This window comes from Adlercreutzia sp. CNCM I-6216 (assembly GCF_977113345.1).
On sequence record NZ_CDSBIE010000002.1, the window covers coordinates 256,836 to 273,717 of the forward strand.

Annotated in this window: 13 protein-coding genes and 3 tRNA genes; 9 read left to right on the forward strand and 7 right to left on the reverse strand. The window is 61.9% G+C overall.

What is annotated here, in order from left to right; all coding sequences use genetic code 11:
- Positions 1-142 precede the first annotated feature (142 nt).
- Positions 143-1,375 carry a glycoside hydrolase family 3 protein gene (locus ACYVRU_RS02875; protein ID WP_461185699.1) on the reverse strand — a complete coding sequence of 411 codons (1,233 nt, stop codon included), beginning with the start codon at positions 1,373-1,375 and terminating at the stop codon, positions 143-145.
- A 246-nt stretch (positions 1,376-1,621) separates the two neighbouring features.
- On the opposite strand from ACYVRU_RS02875, the gene ACYVRU_RS02880 reads away from it, so the two are divergent.
- The gene (locus tag ACYVRU_RS02880) at positions 1,622-2,284 is read left to right on the forward strand and encodes a cytochrome c biogenesis CcdA family protein (RefSeq protein ID WP_418686224.1); all 663 of its coding nucleotides are present in this window, start codon (positions 1,622-1,624) and stop codon (positions 2,282-2,284) included.
- Between the two features lie 25 nt (positions 2,285-2,309).
- Positions 2,310-3,062 (forward strand): TlpA family protein disulfide reductase, encoded by a 753-nt coding sequence (locus tag ACYVRU_RS02885; RefSeq protein WP_418686223.1) that lies wholly within the window; start codon positions 2,310-2,312, stop codon positions 3,060-3,062.
- Positions 3,063-3,166: 104 nt separating this feature from the next.
- On the opposite strand, the gene ACYVRU_RS02890 is transcribed toward ACYVRU_RS02885, so the two are convergent.
- Positions 3,167-4,804 carry an FAD-dependent oxidoreductase gene (locus ACYVRU_RS02890; RefSeq protein WP_279056277.1) on the reverse strand — a complete coding sequence of 546 codons (1,638 nt, stop codon included), beginning with the start codon at positions 4,802-4,804 and terminating at the stop codon, positions 3,167-3,169.
- Between the two features lie 52 nt (positions 4,805-4,856).
- On the opposite strand from ACYVRU_RS02890, the gene ACYVRU_RS02895 reads away from it, so the two are divergent.
- Positions 4,857-6,488 (forward strand): response regulator transcription factor, encoded by a 1,632-nt coding sequence (locus tag ACYVRU_RS02895; protein ID WP_461185700.1) that lies wholly within the window; start codon positions 4,857-4,859, stop codon positions 6,486-6,488.
- A 144-nt stretch (positions 6,489-6,632) separates the two neighbouring features.
- Here the strand turns inward: ACYVRU_RS02895 and purB are convergent, their stop codons facing one another.
- The gene (gene purB, locus ACYVRU_RS02900) at positions 6,633-7,982 is read right to left on the reverse strand and encodes an adenylosuccinate lyase (RefSeq protein WP_418686221.1); all 1,350 of its coding nucleotides are present in this window, start codon (positions 7,980-7,982) and stop codon (positions 6,633-6,635) included.
- Between the two features lie 249 nt (positions 7,983-8,231).
- Between purB and ACYVRU_RS02905 the strand changes: the two genes are divergently transcribed.
- A tRNA-Ser gene (locus ACYVRU_RS02905) sits at positions 8,232-8,322 on the forward strand.
- Between the two features lie 242 nt (positions 8,323-8,564).
- On the opposite strand, the gene ACYVRU_RS02910 is transcribed toward ACYVRU_RS02905, so the two are convergent.
- From ACYVRU_RS02910 to tadA, 3 genes are all read right to left on the reverse strand, one after another.
- Positions 8,565-8,927 (reverse strand): hypothetical protein, encoded by a 363-nt coding sequence (locus ACYVRU_RS02910; RefSeq protein ID WP_022741192.1) that lies wholly within the window; start codon positions 8,925-8,927, stop codon positions 8,565-8,567.
- Between the two features lie 132 nt (positions 8,928-9,059).
- Entirely contained in the window at positions 9,060-10,124 is a 1,065-nt protein-coding gene (locus ACYVRU_RS02915) for a 4-(cytidine 5'-diphospho)-2-C-methyl-D-erythritol kinase (protein WP_461185701.1), read from the reverse strand.
- Positions 10,121-10,657, reverse strand: a complete 537-nt coding sequence (gene tadA, locus ACYVRU_RS02920; protein WP_303150052.1) for a tRNA adenosine(34) deaminase TadA — start codon at positions 10,655-10,657, stop codon at positions 10,121-10,123. Before tadA ends, ACYVRU_RS02915 begins: the two co-directional genes overlap by 4 nt.
- A 135-nt stretch (positions 10,658-10,792) precedes the next feature.
- Here tadA and ACYVRU_RS02925 point away from each other — a divergent pair.
- Positions 10,793-10,880 (forward strand) — tRNA-Ser (locus tag ACYVRU_RS02925).
- A gap of 85 nt (positions 10,881-10,965) precedes the next feature.
- Here ACYVRU_RS02925 and ACYVRU_RS02930 read toward each other — a convergent pair.
- The gene (locus ACYVRU_RS02930; RefSeq protein ID WP_022741195.1) at positions 10,966-12,393 is read right to left on the reverse strand and encodes a citrate synthase; all 1,428 of its coding nucleotides are present in this window, start codon (positions 12,391-12,393) and stop codon (positions 10,966-10,968) included.
- Between the two features lie 189 nt (positions 12,394-12,582).
- Here ACYVRU_RS02930 and ACYVRU_RS02935 point away from each other — a divergent pair.
- The 4 genes from ACYVRU_RS02935 to ACYVRU_RS02950 all read left to right on the forward strand — a co-directional run bounded on the left by ACYVRU_RS02935 (position 12,583) and on the right by ACYVRU_RS02950 (position 16,462).
- A tRNA-Arg gene (locus ACYVRU_RS02935) sits at positions 12,583-12,659 on the forward strand.
- Between the two features lie 268 nt (positions 12,660-12,927).
- A complete protein-coding gene (locus tag ACYVRU_RS02940) occupies positions 12,928-14,295 on the forward strand; it encodes a magnesium transporter (RefSeq protein ID WP_278571554.1) in 1,368 nt (455 codons plus the stop codon).
- A gap of 9 nt (positions 14,296-14,304) precedes the next feature.
- Positions 14,305-15,666 carry an NRAMP family divalent metal transporter gene (locus tag ACYVRU_RS02945; protein WP_278571553.1) on the forward strand — a complete coding sequence of 454 codons (1,362 nt, stop codon included), beginning with the start codon at positions 14,305-14,307 and terminating at the stop codon, positions 15,664-15,666.
- Positions 15,667-15,976: 310 nt separating this feature from the next.
- On the forward strand, positions 15,977-16,462 hold the full coding sequence (locus ACYVRU_RS02950; RefSeq protein WP_161127688.1) for an Rrf2 family transcriptional regulator: 486 nt from the start codon (positions 15,977-15,979) through the stop codon (positions 16,460-16,462).
- Positions 16,463-16,882 lie beyond the last annotated feature (420 nt).

A 16,882-nucleotide genomic window follows, 5' to 3' on the forward strand; every position in this document is an offset into this window, starting at 1 on the left:
CCCCGTAGGGGCGACCTTGGTCGCCCCTCCGCAAGCGGATCGACCTTGCATTGAGAAGGCGCCGTTGTCTTCAAATCCCGGCACCCGCCGCCATTGCGGCCCAGGGGCGACCAAGGTCGCCCCCTACGGAGAAAACGCGCCCCTACAGCCCGAAGTACTCCTGCTTGACGGAGAGGATGCGGATGAGGGACTCGTCGAGGCGCTCTTCAGTCAGCTCGCCTGCCTGCACGGCGTCCAACACCCCCTGGTAGACCTCGTCGAAACGCTCGGGCATGAGCAGAATGTCGCAACCGGCCTTGAGCGCCGCGACCACCGCTTCCGCCGGGGTGTAGTAGCTGGTGATGGCGCCCATGGAAAGCGAGTCGGTGACGACGATACCCGTGTAACCCAGAGAATCGCGCAGCATGCCCTGGACAACGGTCGAACTGAGCGGGGCCGGCGTACTGTCGCCGATGATGTTCGGCAGGCTCACGTGCCCCACCATGATCATAGGCACCCCTGCTTCGATGGCTGCGCGGAAGGGCACGAGATCCACCGTTTCCAACTCCTCGCTCGTCGCTTCGATGGTGATGGCTCCCTCGTGGGAATCGCCGGCTGCCGCGCCAATGCCCGGGAAGTGCTTCGCGCAGCAGAGCATCTTCTTGTCGCGGAAGCCTTCCACCTCGGCCCGCACCATATCGGCCGCCACGGCGGCATCACTCGAGAACGAACGCAGACCCATGGTGTCGCTGCGCAACGGGTTCACCACGTCGGCCACGGGGGCGAAATCAAGGTTGAACCCGAGCGGCGCCAGGTAGTCGGCGATCTGCTCGGCGGCGCGCTTGGCGGCTTCGGTATCGCCGGCGCTGCCGAGGGCGGAGGCGTCGCCCACGTCCTGGACACCGAAGGCCTCGTTGCCGGCGACGCGCACCACCGTGCCTCCCTCTTCGTCCACGGCGATGAAGGGTGCCACATTGCCGCTGTCGGCGTAGAACTGCTTGACGTTCGGGAGCATGGTCGTCGTCTGCTCGGGGTCGAGCAGGTTCTGGGCGAAGTAAACGATGCCACCCACGGGATGGGCCGCAACGCCCTCGCGGGTCATATCCCCCGCCTGGGTAACCTGGGACACACCTTCCACCAGCGCTTCGGGGGTCACGATAAACAGCTGGGCTACCTTCTGCTCGAGCGTCATGGTGCCGATGCGCTCGTCCACAGCAGCACGCGCGGCGGCCGCAGCATCTTCGGGGCCTCGGCCCTCGCCTGCGCCTTCGCCAGCTGAATCGTCCGCCCCGTTCGACCCGTCGCCCGCGCAGCCGCCCAACGCCAGACTTCCGCCAGCCAAAGCCGCCAACCGCACAAAACGACGACGCGTGATGGAATCAGCCAAAACAGTCACATTACTTCCCTTTGAACAACGCGACCCCTTCGAACGACGCAGTCCCTTCGAGCCAATCGCGCGCACTCACAATTTCATTTACGCCCACCAGCATAACGCCAGAAACGCCTTGCGGCAACGGGCCGCCGCACGATGCCGAAGCACGTAACGGTCACTTCACTTTCTGTGAAGACGGAGGCACGTCGCTCGCAAATAGGGAATAATGCGAGACATCGCAAAACGGCGAGCGAAGCAGGAGGAGGATTTGTGACCTATCTCATCACCTTTCTGGAGGGCATCATCACCTTCGTGTCGCCGTGCCTGCTTCCCATGATTCCCATCTACGTCACCTACTTCGCCGCCGGCGAGGAGGTGCGCACTTCGGTGGTGCTGCGCAACGCCCTCGGCTTTGTGCTCGGCTTCACGTGCGTGTTCATCGCTATGGGAGCTTTGGCTTCGTCGGTGGGCGCGTTCTTCATCGAGTATCAAAGTGCCGTCAACGTGGTGTGCGGCCTGGTGGTTATCGCGTTCGGCCTGTACTTTCTCGGGTTCATCAAAGTGAACCTGTTTCGCGGCGCCAAGAATCCCCTTGCCGGACGCCATCTGGGGTTCTTCTCCTCGATGCTGTTCGGTGTCATCTTTTCCATTGGGTGGACGCCCTGCGTAGGGGCTTTCCTAGGGTCGGCGCTTATGCTGGCATCCCAGCAGGCCTCAATTGTTGAGGGGGTAGTGCTCCTGCTGTGCTACTCGGCAGGCCTGGGCATTCCCTTTGTGGCGGCAGCCGTACTCATCGATAAGTTGAAAGGCGCATTTACCGTCATCAAAAGCCATTACGATATCATCAATAAAGTGTGCGGTTGGTTCCTCATGGTCGTGGGCGTGCTCATGGCCACGGGGTTGCTTGGCGGGTTCCTTCGTCTTCTGAGCTAAGCGGCACAACGAGAAAGGGTGCATCATGGATAAAAACGAAAACCCACTGAACGCGGGGGGCGTCGAAAGCCCCGAGCAGCGCGGAGAACGCCTTGGCGAGCAGCTGGCCGAGCGCGAGCGGATTGATGCCACGGAGGCGTCTGGCCCCTCTACAGCAGCGAGCGACAAGAAAAAGCACGTGGGACTTGTCGTCGCCATCGCGGCCTTCGCCGTGTTGCTCATCGGCGCAGGGATAGCCTACTCGGCCCTCGCACCCGCTTCCGAACAAACGCCCGTGGTAGAAAAGCCAGCTTCCGAGCAGGCCGACCCCGAAGCGTCAGCACCGACCAGCGAACCAGACGCCAACACCACGGCAGCTCCCGACTTCACCATGACCGATAGTCAGGGGAAGACGCTGACGTTAGCCGATTTCAAAGGCAAACCGGTGCTGCTGAACTTCTGGGCCAGCTGGTGCGGTCCGTGCCAGAGCGAGATGCCCGACATCCAGAAGGCCTGGGAGGCGCATGCGCAGGATATCGACTTTGTCATCGTGAATATGACGGGCATGAGCGGCGAGACGGAACAAGCCGCCAGGACCTTCCTCGCAGACAACGGCTACACTTTCCCCGTCTATTTCGATAAGGACAGCTCGGCTGCGGCTGCCTTCGGGGTGAACTCCATCCCGCAGACCTACTTGATCGATGCCGAAGGCAATATTCTTGGCGGCTATATGGGCGCCATGACCTCCAGCATTATCGACGAGGGCATCCAGATGCTGCTGAACACGGCGAAGGACTAGCCAGCTTCCACGCACGCACCGCGCGCCTTCCGCAGAGGCGCAAACCGCCCCGAGACCTTAACAGAGATCTCGGGGCGCAGGGAGGGCATCGTAGAGAGCAAGTATTAGTTGGCAAGCGCGCTTCTGGCGGCAATGCGACCGAAAGCAAGACACTCGCCCAAGTTGCCTCCGCCTTGGTAGAGACTAGACCACACCGAACCGAACTCGCCGGCCGAATAGAGGTGCGGAATAGGATTGCCTTCGACGTCGATGATCTCGGCCTTCGCGCTGCGAACGGGGCCGCCGTCGGTGTTCAGCATCTGAGGCTGCTGCATCATGATGTAGAACGGCGCCGTCTTAATGGGCGTCAGTGTATTCGGCGGCCGGAAGAAGGCCGGATCCTTCCCGTTCTCGCAATAGGAATTCCAAAGGTCAACAGTTTCAATGAGCTGCTCGGCAGGAAGATCTGCCTGAGCAGCAAGCTCCTCGAGCGTGTCGGCCTTGTAACCGAAGCCCTCGGCCACCGGGTCTTCGCCCTGCAGGGCGAAGACGCCGTTGTCAATCGCCGTTTGGTCGCACACGAACCAGCTGATCTTAGGCATAGGCAGCAGGTGCCAATCACCCCCGAACTGCATGTGGCCGTGATGCGACCCCACGGAGGCATTCAGCGGCACGCCCTCATAGTACTGGTCCCAATCGATCGTGCCACACGCATCCCAATCCATGTAGAAGCGCCGTCCGTTACTCGCTACGGTAATGCCGAGGGCCGTATTGATGCTGCCGGTTCCGCTGTATTTGCCCCACCCAGAGTCATCGAGCTTGCGGATGGTGTTCCAGAACCCGGCCCCAGAATTCATATGCCACTCAGCAGCGCCCAGAAGCGTGCAGATGCGATGGCCGTCACCTGTGTTCTCCTGCGCGGCGACCGGCTTCACCGTCGGCTCGGAGAAGTAATTAGCCATCATGCCGGGATTGCTCTCAAAGCCACCGCACGTCATGATCACGCCCTTGTTCGCTTTGACGCGAACCTCGGTGCTTCCGTCAGAGTAAATGCCGCCGAGTACCGTTTTCGTGGAAGGATCTTGCACCAAGGCCGTCAGGGGGCATTGGGTTTTCAAGGTAATGGCAGGCAAGTCGTTTAGAACGTCGTTCATGAACTTCGTGACATGGTCCCACTTGCTGCCCTCCGCTCCGAAAGCGGCATAATCGCACGACGCGGAATGCTCGAGTTCGGGGTACTCCGGGAAACACACGAGGTCGGCCGTGCCGGGGATGATGGTAAGATCCGCGTCGGTGGCGCCCAGCTCTTTGATCCAATCCAGATTATGGACTATCTCGCTCGCGAATGCCTCGAGCACATCATCGGGCGTCCCGGTTTCCTCATTCTCCCGAAGCTCCTTGAGATACTCGAGCGCATCCTGCTCGCGATCTTCCGTCGTGTACATGAAGATACCGGTGGAAAACGGGCTGTTTCCATTGCCGAGGGGGCTTTGGCCCTTCTCAATGAGAAGGCATGTCGCATTCGGGTCTTCCTTTGCCACGGTAACGGCTGCCGCCACGCCGGCCAAGCCCGAGCCAACGACAAGGACGTCGGTCTCTTCATCCCATTCGAACCCATCGGAGGACGCGTCGCCCGTGCTGCCCGTGCCACTGGAGGCACCTTGCGAGCTGCAACCCACAAGTCCCATGCCCGCGAGCCCAGCAACCATAAGCGTTGTCCCCGCTGTCTTCACGAACGTCCTTCTGCTTTGATTTGCCGCCATAAGATCTCCTCTCCTGAAACTGCTCAATCACTGCATGCAACGATTTGTTATCATGCACAGGTCCGATCATGCGAAAAGACGGAGGGAAGCGAAACTCCCGTTTTTGGACAATTTTGGAAATCTCGCATTTCGGGCTGTGACCAAAAACAGGGCAAACAACGTTTTGAACAGGGGAAACTCAATGCCTTCAGCGCAGAGTGAATTTTCTGAAAACACCGAAGTTGCGAAAAGCACTTTCTCCCCCCAGCAGAAGCGACAGGTCGTTTGGTGCTTTTTCAGCCTCCTGTTCCTCATGCCCTACCTGCAGCACAACTTCTTCCACACTACGCTTTTCGGCGTATTCGGAACAAGCAGTTTCGCCGTCTTCACCCTTTTTTCGACCGTTCTCGCCCTGTGTCTCGCCTGCTGCATCGCCTTCCAGAAACAGGTAGGGCAGTGGCTTGCCATGCGCTCCAGCATCGTGGCGCTATCCGCCGTGGCGCTGGGAGGAACAGCTGCCATTTTCGTTGCCCCGACTTTATTCGACGCCGATGTCGCTCTGGTTTGGGGGCTTCTCGGTGCCGTTTGCTATGCTGTGGGGCTCTCGGGGGTTGCCGTGCGCACGTTCATGGTGCTTGGGGAGCTCAGTTGCCAGACTGACCTGAAAACGGTCGTCACCACCATTCTAATTGCGGCGCTCGTCAGTCTAACCGCCTTCGCGAAGCTCGTTCCCACACAGCTCTACACTTTCATCGCCATCTGCGGCGTGGGGCTTTCCGGGGCGGCTCAAATCGGCTTCGGCGCCCTTGAGCCCCCCGCCAAGGCCCGCGATGCAACCAAGCCCGCCTTGTCCGATGCCTATAATCGCAGCTGGCAATTTTTCTACGTGATCTTCTTCGCCATCGTGCTCTTGCACGGACTGCTGTATGTCGCCGACCCCACCATTGAGAGCCGTGGTGATGCCCCGCTGTCCTTGACGATCACTTTTGTGCTCCTGCTCGCTCTCAGCTTGATCCTTGCGGGAGCGTCCTCAAAGCCGAACCAGTATCTCCAAATCATCTGTCTGTTCGGCAATGTGCTCTTCGTTTTCCTATTCCTCGGCTTGATAGCCGTCAGCTTCCTCTCGGTCACGCATGGCGATTTTTCCTTTGCCGCCATCGTGGTGCTGGCACTTGCCCGCGTGTTCGACGGCCTGCTTCTTGTCGCCCTGGCCGTGAACTCCTTCTCGGGGAACTCGGGCCCTGTGCGCAGCTTCTCCCTGTACCTTTTAATACTTTACTGGCTACCAACGGCGTTTTCCTATGTGCTGCTTCCTGTCTTGACCACCAACTTCGCGTTCGACACCTCTGCCATCCTCGGATCGGCCTCGCTTGCCATTGCCGCCGTGCTCGTGCTCGCCATCGTAGTCATCTTCTCCTTCTTCATGGTGAAGGCCGGCCCGCGTGAGTCGAAGGAAGACGGCAACACCAATGCGGAGAACCGCCGGACGGCCTGCGCATTCCTTGCAAGGCAGTTCGGCCTTACCCAGCGGGAAGAGGAAGTGCTCTATTACGTTTCCCTCGGCTATTCGAGCAAGATTGCCGGCGAGAAGCTTTTCGTTGCCCCCGGCACGGTGCAATCGCACACAAAGCGCATCTACACGAAACTGGGCGTTCATTCCAAGCAACAGCTCATTAGCCTTGTCGATGAGTCCGAGAGCAAATAGATTTAACCGAGATTCACGAAGGCCAAAGGCAGATTGGACGGTTGCCGCCGCAGACGGAGCCTGCGCTACAGGGTCGGTCTTGTAGCGCAGCCTTTGCCTGCGGCGGCAACCGGATTATCTTCCTGCCAGCTGCGAGTGCACTCCCTAGAACTCCAGGGCCTCCAGGCGGTCGAAGACCACATCCTTGCGGGTGAGGAAGTCCCAGGGGTCGAAGATCTCGGCCAGCTTCTCGGCGGAAAGCAGGGCCATGGCCTCGTCGTCGGCCTCCAGGCGCTCACGGTAGGTGGGGCCGTCTACGGCGTTCTGGATGTCCTCCCACACCTTCATGGCGTTGCGCTGCACGATCACGTAGGCATCCTCGCGCGAGATGCCGGCGTCCACCAGAGCCAGCAGCACCTTGCTGGAGAAGATGAGGCCCTTCGTGCGCCACAGGTTGTGCTCCATCTTGGCCGGGTAGGTTTGCAGGCCGTCGAGCATCCACTGCATCTTCGCGAACATGTAGTCGAGCGCCGTGAAGCTGTCGGCCAGCACCACGCGCTCGGCGCCGGAGTGGCTGATGTCGCGCTCGAACCACAGGGCCACGTTGTCGAAGGCCACCTGGGCGTTCGCCTTTACCACGCGGGCCAGGCCGCACACGCGCTCGGCCGTGATGGGGTTGCGCTTGTGGGGCATGGCGCTGGAGCCCTTCTGACCCTTGGTGAACGGCTCCTCGGCCTCGATGACGTCGGACTGCTGCATGAGGCGCACCTGCATGGCGATGGATTCCAAGGTGGAAGCGCACACGGCCAGCGCGGCCATGACCTGGGCGTGGCGGTCGCGGGCGAGCACCTGGGTGGACAGCGGGTCGGGGGTGAGCCCCAGCTTCTCGCAGACGTACTGCTCCACGAAGGGATCGATGGACGAGTAGGTGCCCACCGCGCCCGAGATGGCGCCGGTGGCGGCCACGGCGCGGGCCTCCTCCATGCGGGTGAGAGCGCGCTTGAGGGCCCAGGCCCAGCTGCCGAACTTCATGCCGAAGGTCATGGGCTCGGCGTGAATGCCATGGGTACGGCCCACGCAGAGCGTGTTCTGGAACTCGAAGGCGCGGCGCTTGCAGGTTTCGCCGAGGCGCTTGATATCGTCGATGATGATGTCGCAAGCCTGGGTGACCTGGTAGGACAGGGCCGTGTCGCCCAGGTCGGAAGAAGTCATGCCGTAGTGCACCCAGCGGCTCGGCTTGTCGGCTCCCTCGGGAATGTCGGCGTCGATGTAGCCCGCCATGCAAGTGGTGAACGCGATGACGTCGTGGTTCGTCACTTTCTCGATCTCATCGATCTCCTCCACGGTGAAGTCGGCGTGGTCGCGGATCCACTGGGCTTCCTCGCGCGTGATGCCCGCCTGGCCGAGCTCGGCCTGGGCCTCGCAGGCCAGAACCTCGATCTCCTTCCAAATGGCGAACTTGTTCTCGAGTTCCCAGATGCGACCCATTTCCGGACGAGTATAGCGACCGATCATGCGCGTTTCCTTTCCCTGGCAGTCTGCGCGGACGCCTCAGCGGCCTGCGCGTTTTCCTTCGCGAACAGGGTACCAGAAATAGCCCGCTTCGTCGGCGGCTCTCGCCCAAGCGATCGATTCCGGCGCGCCGAGACGCCGCGGCATCGCCAGCACACGTCGGTCTGTGCGCAAATCAGCAGGATTCTTTGAGCAACGAGGAATATTTTCGTTGCAGAAACCGGAGCGCTCGGGTAAGATGCATTGTTACGCGGAGGAGTGACCGAGAGGCCGAAGGTGCTCGCCTGCTAAGTGAGTATGCCCCACAAGGGCATCTAGGGTTCGAATCCCTACTCCTCCGCCAGTTTGCCTTTTCTCGAACTCCCTGCGGGGAGTTTTTTATTTGCGAAGCCCCGATCCCCGTTTCCGAGCGTCCCGCTCCTTTACGCTTGGAAAATGCGGGTTGATGCCAGTTGAGGCCCGAAATGGACAAAGACAGCTAGCCATTTGGGGCCTCAACTGGCATTTTTTACCATTTCTAGGCCCAACTGGCAGCCCCTTCATGCCATTTCGAGTCTCAACTGGCATCCACCTCTTCTAAAACTCCTACCGTTGCCACGGCCAGCGGCGGCGGGTGGTGGCGGCGAGGCGCTTTTTGCGATAGTTGGGGTGATGCGCGAGGAAGCGCCAGTTGGCGAGGCGCGTGACGAGGAGGCCGACAAGGCCCACAACCATGAAGCTGAGCGACAGATCGAGCACCGCCGGAGCGTTGTCGAAGAAGGCGTACACCGACACCAAGGCGAAGAAGCCGACGACGATGCCGTTGAACCACGTGAAGATTTTGATGAGCACCTCTTTGGCGCGGGCCGGGGAATGACGGTAGGTGACCACCACGTAGATGAGTCCCGCCGCCACCGCCATGACGATGAGCAGAGGGACAACGCGGGACAGGCGAGCGAGAAAACCCACTTCTCATCCTTTCTCTTCGGGCGGCATCGGCGAGATGCCTTGGACACTAGCGCACGTGATTGCGGCAGTGCCAGTGTATACGAAAAGGGCAGCTGATGAACGACGGCGCGGCCATTCGTTACCCGGCGCTCTTTATCGCGAAGGGGCGACGGCGGCGCGCAGGCCGGAGAGACTCGTCGGGCGCGCCCACCAGCCGCGAGCCGCAGCGGCCGTGGCGATGCGGCTGCCCTCGGCGAAGGTGTCTACGAGGGCGAAGGTGGCCGAGCCGCTACCGGAGAGGAGCACGTTGTTCTCCCCTGCCTGTTCGGCGAGCCATGCACGGACGACGGACAGCTCAGGCAGAAGCGCCTCGGCCGCGGGGGCGAGGTTGTTGGCGAGCGCCACATCGTCGGCACGGGTGGCAGCAAGGTCGCGGGCGAGCTCTTCTTCGGGCACCGGGCGCGGCGCAGCGTCGAAGCGCTTATAGGCCTCGGCAGTGGAGACGCCCTCCGCCGGTTTCACCAGCACCACGGCGCGCCGCGACGTTTCCAAACGGCGCTGCAGCACCTCGCCGACGCCGCCGAGCAGAGCGCAGCCGCCATGGAGGAAGAACGCGACATCGGCCCCGAGCGACCGGGCAACGTCGGCCACGCGCTCGTCATCGGCCGCAAGATCCCACGCCTTCGCGAGGCCCACGAGCACCGCCGCCGCGTTCGACGAGCCGCCGCCCAAGCCGCCCTGGGCCGGAATGTGCTTCTCGATGCGCAGCTGGATGGCCTCGGGAAGATCGCGGCCCACCGCCCGGGACAGGCGATCAGCAGCTTTGAAGGCGAGGTTGTCAGCCGCCGGCACAGCGAGGTCTTGGCCCGTGCGGTCAGCCAAGTCGATGGTCATGACGAGGTTGTCCGCCGGACCGCCCACCGCGACGTCGGCGCGGGCGCCCCCTTCGGCAACGCGCTTCGCCAACTCGTCGGTCGAGACGCCTTCCGCACGCAAATACAGCGTGTCATGCAACGCGAGCGCGTGCATGATGGTATCGGCATCGTGGTAGCCGTCCTCGCGGCGCGCCCCGATAGCCAAAAGCAGGTTCACCTTCGCCGGTGACACCAGCTTCATCGTGTTCGGCCCCATGAAGGCGGCCGCCGACCACTGAGCCTCACGGGCCGCCGCCAGCAGATTCACTTCCGCCTCGCGATTGCGCTGCGCATTCTCGGTCATTCGCGTTCCTTCTCTTTCTTGCGTCGGGCGCGAAAGAAGTCGCGCAGCAGGGCCACGCACTCCTCTTCGCACACGCCGCCCGTTGCCTCGAACTGGTGGTTCAGGCGCGTATCGGCATGGATATCGTACAGCGTGCCCACCGCGCCCGCCTTCTGATCAGGCGCGCCGTACACACAGCGAGCCACCCGCGCCTGGTGCATGAGACCAGCGCACATGATGCAGGGTTCCAGCGTGACGTAGACGGTGCAATCGGTTAGCCGCCAGGCATCCAGCACGCGAGCCGCCTCTTTCATGGCGAGAAATTCCGCGTGCCCGGCCGGATCGCGATCAGTCTCGCGGCGATTGCGCCCCCGGGCGATGACGCGCGGCTCGGCGAGCGGTCGGCGCGTGCCGCGGTCGATGGGCTCGTACACCACCACGGCCCCAATGGGCACCTCCCCCGCCGCCCCGGCAGCCCGCGCCTCTTCCAAGGCCAGCGCCATATACTGCGCATCAAGCGCCTGCTGTTCTTCGGGTGTGCGATGTTCGTTCATGAAGGGAATTATAAGCGGTGCCACACAAACAACCGCCGCGCGGCGCGGCAAAGCAGGCGATTCCCCATAATCGCAGCGGGAATGTGGTATCCTGTGCGTCACGTTCGCCGCGCAAGGGCGAACGCCCAATGATGCGGAGGCGTGTCCGAGTGGCTTAAGGAAGCAGTCTTGAAAACTGTCGTGCCGAAAGGTACCGTGGGTTCAAATCCTACCGCCTCCGCCAGAAGAGACTGAAGCCCCGATTCGCTCGGGGCTTTTTCAAATCTCGATCCCCGTCGGTGACAAAACAGCCTTGTTGGCTGCAATCCTTACCGACGCTCGATCGGGATGTAGGGTTTGGTGCCGCGGATGGTGTTTTTGTAGGCGGGGCGGATGATGCGCTTGCCGGCGGCGATTTCCTCGAAGCGGTGCGCTGCCCAGCCGGCCATGCGGGCGCAGGCGAACAGGGGCGTGAACAGATCTTCCGGAATGCCCATCATGGAGTAGATGAAGCCCGAGTACATGTCCACGTTCGCGCACAGCTCCTTGGTGGAGCCCTTCTCGCGCGCGAACACCTCGGGCGTCAAACGCTCGATGGATTTCAGCAGGTTCAGCTCGGCCTCGTATTCCGTGCCGGCGGCCAGCTGCTCGGCGAAGCGCTTGCCGATGACGGCGCGCGGATCGGAAAGCGTATACACCGCGTGTCCCATGCCGTAGACGAGCCCCGTGCCGTCATAGGCCTGCTTGTTCACGATTTTCGCCAGGTAGGAGGCCACTTCGTCGTCGTCTTCCCAGTTCTTCACGTTTTCCTTGATCTCCGCCTGCATGGCGCGCACCTGGTGATTCGCACCGCCATGGCGATGGCCCTTGAGCGACCCGAAGGCCGCCGCATAGGTGGAATAAGGGTCGGTGTCCGCCGAGGAGAGCACGTGGGTCGTGAAGGACGAGTTGTTGCCGCCGCCGTGCTCGGCGTGCAGGCACAGCATGATGTCGAGCATGCGGGCCTCTTCCGGCGTGAACGAGCGGTCGGGGCGCAGCATGGATAAGATGGTCTCAGCCGTGGACTGCCCGGGCACGAAACGGTGCATGATCATGGATTCGTGGTTAAAGGCGGCCTGCTTGGCGTAGTAGGCCAGCACCATGATGCGCGGCAGGCGGCTGATAAGCGAGAGCGCCGTGTGAATCTCGTGCTCGGGCGAGCGGTCCTCGGCGGACTCGTCGGCCGCGTACAGGCGCAGAATGGAGCGGGCCATCATGTTCATGAGGTCGGGTGAGGTGTCCACCATAAGCGTGCTGGCCGTGAACCCGTCGGGCAGCTCGCGCTGGGAATCGATCACTTCCACGAAGCGGTTGAGACGCTCCTGCGTCGGCAGCTCGCCCATGAGCAGCAGATAGGCCACCTCTTCGAAAGCGAAGCGGCGCGTCGGGTCCAAATCGCCCAGAAGGTCGTAAAGGTCGTAGCCGCGCAGGCGCAGCGAGCCCTCGGCCGGCATCTTCTCGCCGTCGGACATTACGTAGCCGTGCACGTTGGAGATGTTGGTCATGCCCGCGAGCACGCCCGTGCCGTCGGCGTTGCGCAGGCCGCGCTTCACGTCGTGCTGGGCATACAGCGCCGGATCAATGGCGTTCACCTGGTAGAAGTTCTCGTACAGGCGCACGCGGCGAGCCTCGTCGTCGCTGATCTCGATGGGCTCGACCTCGTCGATTTCGGCATGGTTGTCCACGCGGATGACGGCTTCATCTATTTCCATGGCCATGGGGCACCCTCCCGGAAAAATGGTCGCTACACGGGTATCGGACTATTCTAACGCCTGCACAAGGCGGGGCGCGCGGGGGCTTCCACGACCGCCACTCCGCACGGCGAACGGCGCATTTTCAAAAAAGTTGAAAATTCTCGTTGACAAGGCTTTGGGGTCATGGTTAAATAATCGTTGCTGTTCGGAAGTGCGCCGTTACCTCAGCTGGATAGAGGGACTGACTACGAATCAGTACGTCGGGGGTTCGAATCCCTCACGGCGCACCATTTTAGATCGTTCAGAACAGAATAGAAGCCGCCTCGAGCGGTTCTTTTTTTGTCAGGCCAAGGAAAGGAACGTACTTGAAGGTTCGAAAATCGAAACCTCACAGTATGTAGACTTCCGGCTTCTCGCCTCCGCGCGGTCGTCGGAAGGGACGACTGCTGAGCATCACCCATCGCCCTGGGCGTCATCGCGCTTAATCTCGCAGATTCAGCGACTCGCGCACGCCGCCCCATTCCGATGCGCTGATGCCTACCACACGGAGGAACACGCATGCTCTATCTTTCTCAAATGATCGGCGAGCCCGTGGTCGACGCCCAAGGCGAGCGACTCGGCACCATATCCGACCTGGCCATTTCCACCGGCGAGGTCTTTCCGCGCATCACGAGCCTGGCCTTCCAGGGGCCCGGGCGCGTGCCGTTCATGATCTCGTGGCGCAAGTACGTCGACACCTTCGACGACGACGGCATCACGCTGTCGGTGGACGCCCACGACATCCGCTTCAGCTACCTGCAGCCCGACGAGGTGCTGCTCGCCCGCGACCTTATGGACCGCCAGATCGTCGACACCCAGGGCCTTAAGGTCGTGCGCGTGAACGATCTGAAGCTCTCGCAGTCCGGCACGCAGCTGCGCCTGCTCGGCGCCGAGGTGGGCGTGCGCGGCATCCTGCGCGGGCTGCATCCGCTGCTGGAAAAGGCCGTCGTGAATGTGGCGAAGCTCTTCCACAAGAAGATGGACGAGCAGCTCATCGCCTGGAATTACATGGATCTGCTCGACCGCGACCTGTCCGAAGTGCAGCTGTCGGTGACCCACCGCCGCTTGGACGAGCTGCATCCCGCCGACGTGGCCGACATCCTGGAGCAGCTGGATCCCCAGCAGCGCGCCAGCGTGTTCGCGCACCTGGACGACAGCCGCGCCACCGAGGCCATCTCCGAGATGGAAGACGAGTACCAAGCCGAGTTCATCGACGACTTGCCCGACGCCCGGGCCGCCGAGCTCATCGGCAACATGGACCCCGACGACGCCGCCGACATCGTACGCGACCTTCCCTACGAGAAGGCCGAGACCCTTCTGCGCCTTATGGGCGTGGAAGACGCCGCGGAAATTCGTCGGCTGCTCGGCTACAAGGACGGTACCGCGGGCGGCATGATGACCACCCAGTTCGTGGCCGTGCCGAAAACCGCCACCGTGGCCGACACCATCGAAGTGCTGCGCGCGCTGCCCGAGGATCACCCGACGGTGCACTATGTGTACATCACCGACGAGTACGGCAAGCTGCTCGGCGTAAACTCCCTGCGCACGCTCGTGCTGTACAACGCCGACCGCCTCATGGGCGACATCATGTACGACGACATCATCAGCTGTCTTCCCTCCGAGGAAGAGGAGGACGTGGCCGCCGACATCTTCAAGTACGACATCCCGGCCATGCCCGTGGTGGACGAGCACGGCACCCTGCTTGGTATCGTCACCACCGACGACGCCTGGGACGCCATCGAGGACGACGTGGCGGGCGACAAGACGAAGATGAATGTGCTGTCGATTGCCGGCATTACCGTTGCGTCTCTCATGGGCCTGTTCCTTTACTCGCTGATTTTGCTGCAGCTGGCGGGCTCGCTGCATCTCGGCGGCCTACACTACTAGGAGGCTGTCATGAACGCGAAGGACATCCGCACGACGGCCGCCGGCTGCCTGGGTGCCGAAGAGAGCACGCGGCACCAGGCAGCCGAGGAAATCGCCGACACGGGCATTCCCGCCGGCGAGCAGATCGGCCCCGCCGCGACGAAAAAGCCGTCGAAGCTGCTGCTGGTGCTGGCGGCCATGGGGCCGGGCATCGTGACCGCCATGGCCGGCAACGACGCCGGCGGCATCTCCACCTATTCCACGGCGGGCGCGAACTTCGGCTTCGGCACCCTGTGGGTCATCCCCATCATGTGCGTGCTGCTCGCCGTCGTGGAGACCACGGCCGGCCGCATGGGCGCCGTCACGGGCAAGGGCTTCGCCGCGCTCATCCGCGAGCGCTTCGGCATCCGCATCGCCGCCTTCGCCATGCTGGCACTTCTCATCGGCAACGTGGCGACGACCTTCTCCGAATTCGCCGGCATCGCCTCGGGCATGGAGATGTTCGGCGTGTCGAAGTACATCTCGGTACCCGTGGCAGCCTTGGGCGTGTGGCTGCTCGTGGTAGGCGGCTCCTACAAGCGCGTGCAGCGGGTGTTCTTAGGGCTGTCGCTGGTGTTTCTCACCTATGTGGTGGCCGCATTCCTCGCGCAACCGAACTGGAGCGAGGCGCTGCACGACACCGTAGTGCCCACCTTCGTCGGCGACGTGAGCTTCATCTCGCTCGTCATCGCCATGATCGGCACCACCATCGCGCCGTGGATGATGTTCTTCTCCCAGAGCAACGTGGTGGAAAAGGGCCTCACCCCCAAAGACCTCTTCTCGCAGAAAGCTGACGCCGTCTCCGGCACCATCGCCGCCTGCGTGGTGGCCTGGTTCATCATCGTGACCACGGGCGCGGTGCTCTTCCCCGCCGGCATCACTATCGACTCGGCCGCCGACGCCGCCGCGGCGCTCGCCCCCTTCGCCGGCCCCTATGCCGAGGCGCTCTTCGCCGTGGGGCTCATCGCGGCGTCGTTTTTAGCTGCCTGCGTGCTGCCGCTGACGACCGCGTTTGTCATCTGCGAGGCCTTCGGCTGGGAGGCGGGCGTCTCCTTCAAGTGGCGCGAGGCCCCCACGTTCAAATCCATCTTCACCTTCGTGATCGCGTTCTCGGCCATCGTGGTGCTCATTCCCGATGTGAACCTGTTGGGCATGATGCTGACGGCCCAGTTCGTCAACGGCGTCATTTTGCCCATTCTGCTGGCGCTCATGGCCATCATCTCGGCGGACAAGTACATCATGGGCGACTACCGAAGCGGACGCGTGTCGAAGGTGCTTCTGTGGGCCACCGTCGGTGTGGTGGCGGCGCTCACCGTGGCGCTGCTCGTGATGCAGGTGCTGGGGCTCGCATAGCCGTCCGTTCCGTCCGCTCCATCCGCCCGCCGCGCCTCTCTTGCCGGCTTCCTTGCGCTCCCCTTCCCCACTTAAACGCTCATCGATTACTGAATTCAACAGGGTGTTTACGTAAGCGAATCGGTGCGCTCATCGTTTGGTACATCCCTTGTATTTGCGTTTTGCGGCTCGCATACTGCTAAGTGCCGGGAACAAAAAAGGACCGCTCCCGACACACCTGCGGGTGACGCAACGTCGGCACGAGCCGTTCGTTCGCGTCGATGGAGCGCAAGCTGCAGACCCGTAGGCGTTCACACGTTAGGAGGCTGCAGTGCAATTCAAAGCATCAACAGATTATGGACTGCGCGCCGTCTTGTACCTGGCCGCGCAGGGGCACACCTGCTCGTCGAAGGATATCGCCCAGGACATGTCGATCCCCCGTGACTACCTCATTCAGCTCGCGCAGCTTTTGCGCAATGCCGGCATCATCGAGGCGAGGCCCGGCAAGCACGGCGGCTATCGTTTGGCCAACGACCCCTCGAAGATCACCCTACTGCAAGTGGTGAACGCGCTGGACGACGACGCCAAGGACACGACGCGCACCCGTCGCAAGGATCGCGCCGATGCGTCCATGGTGCAGGGTATCAAGCAAGCGTACAATCTGGTTCTCACCGGCTACGACGCCTACTTCGACAGCATCACGCTTCAAATGCTGCTGGACGCTTCTCAGAACGAGGCCATGGGCAAGGAATTTCTGGCCGGGCGCCTCATCGCCGAGAGCCAGCGCCTGCTCGCCGAAGCTGCTGCGGCGGCGTAGGCGACCGCACAGCGGACGGCCCATCGCATTCCATAATTGCATCAGAACAAGGAGGGCTCCATGGTGGAGCCCTCCCCATGCCATTCGCCAGACGATTTCTCTACCGATAATTTGGCAAAAATTGCATTTGTTAGCATCGGAAGTGTCTCTGTTCCTGCACGCTAAGGCCACATTCAGATCATTGGAAATTTGATATATACTATTTCATTTATTCTTTTATGAAATATTGCATATCTCCTTTCTTAGCTCTTGGACCAACGTGCTCATAGCGCTAACAAACGCAAAAAACGACGAAAAACAAGGCCCTTTCTGCTCTAGTAAGTATGCGCCCAGGCGATGCGACCGCACCTGTGATCGCATCGCCTGGGCGCCATCCCGCAGGCACCTTCATAGGCGCAGCTGCACGGTCGGCCGTCTTCG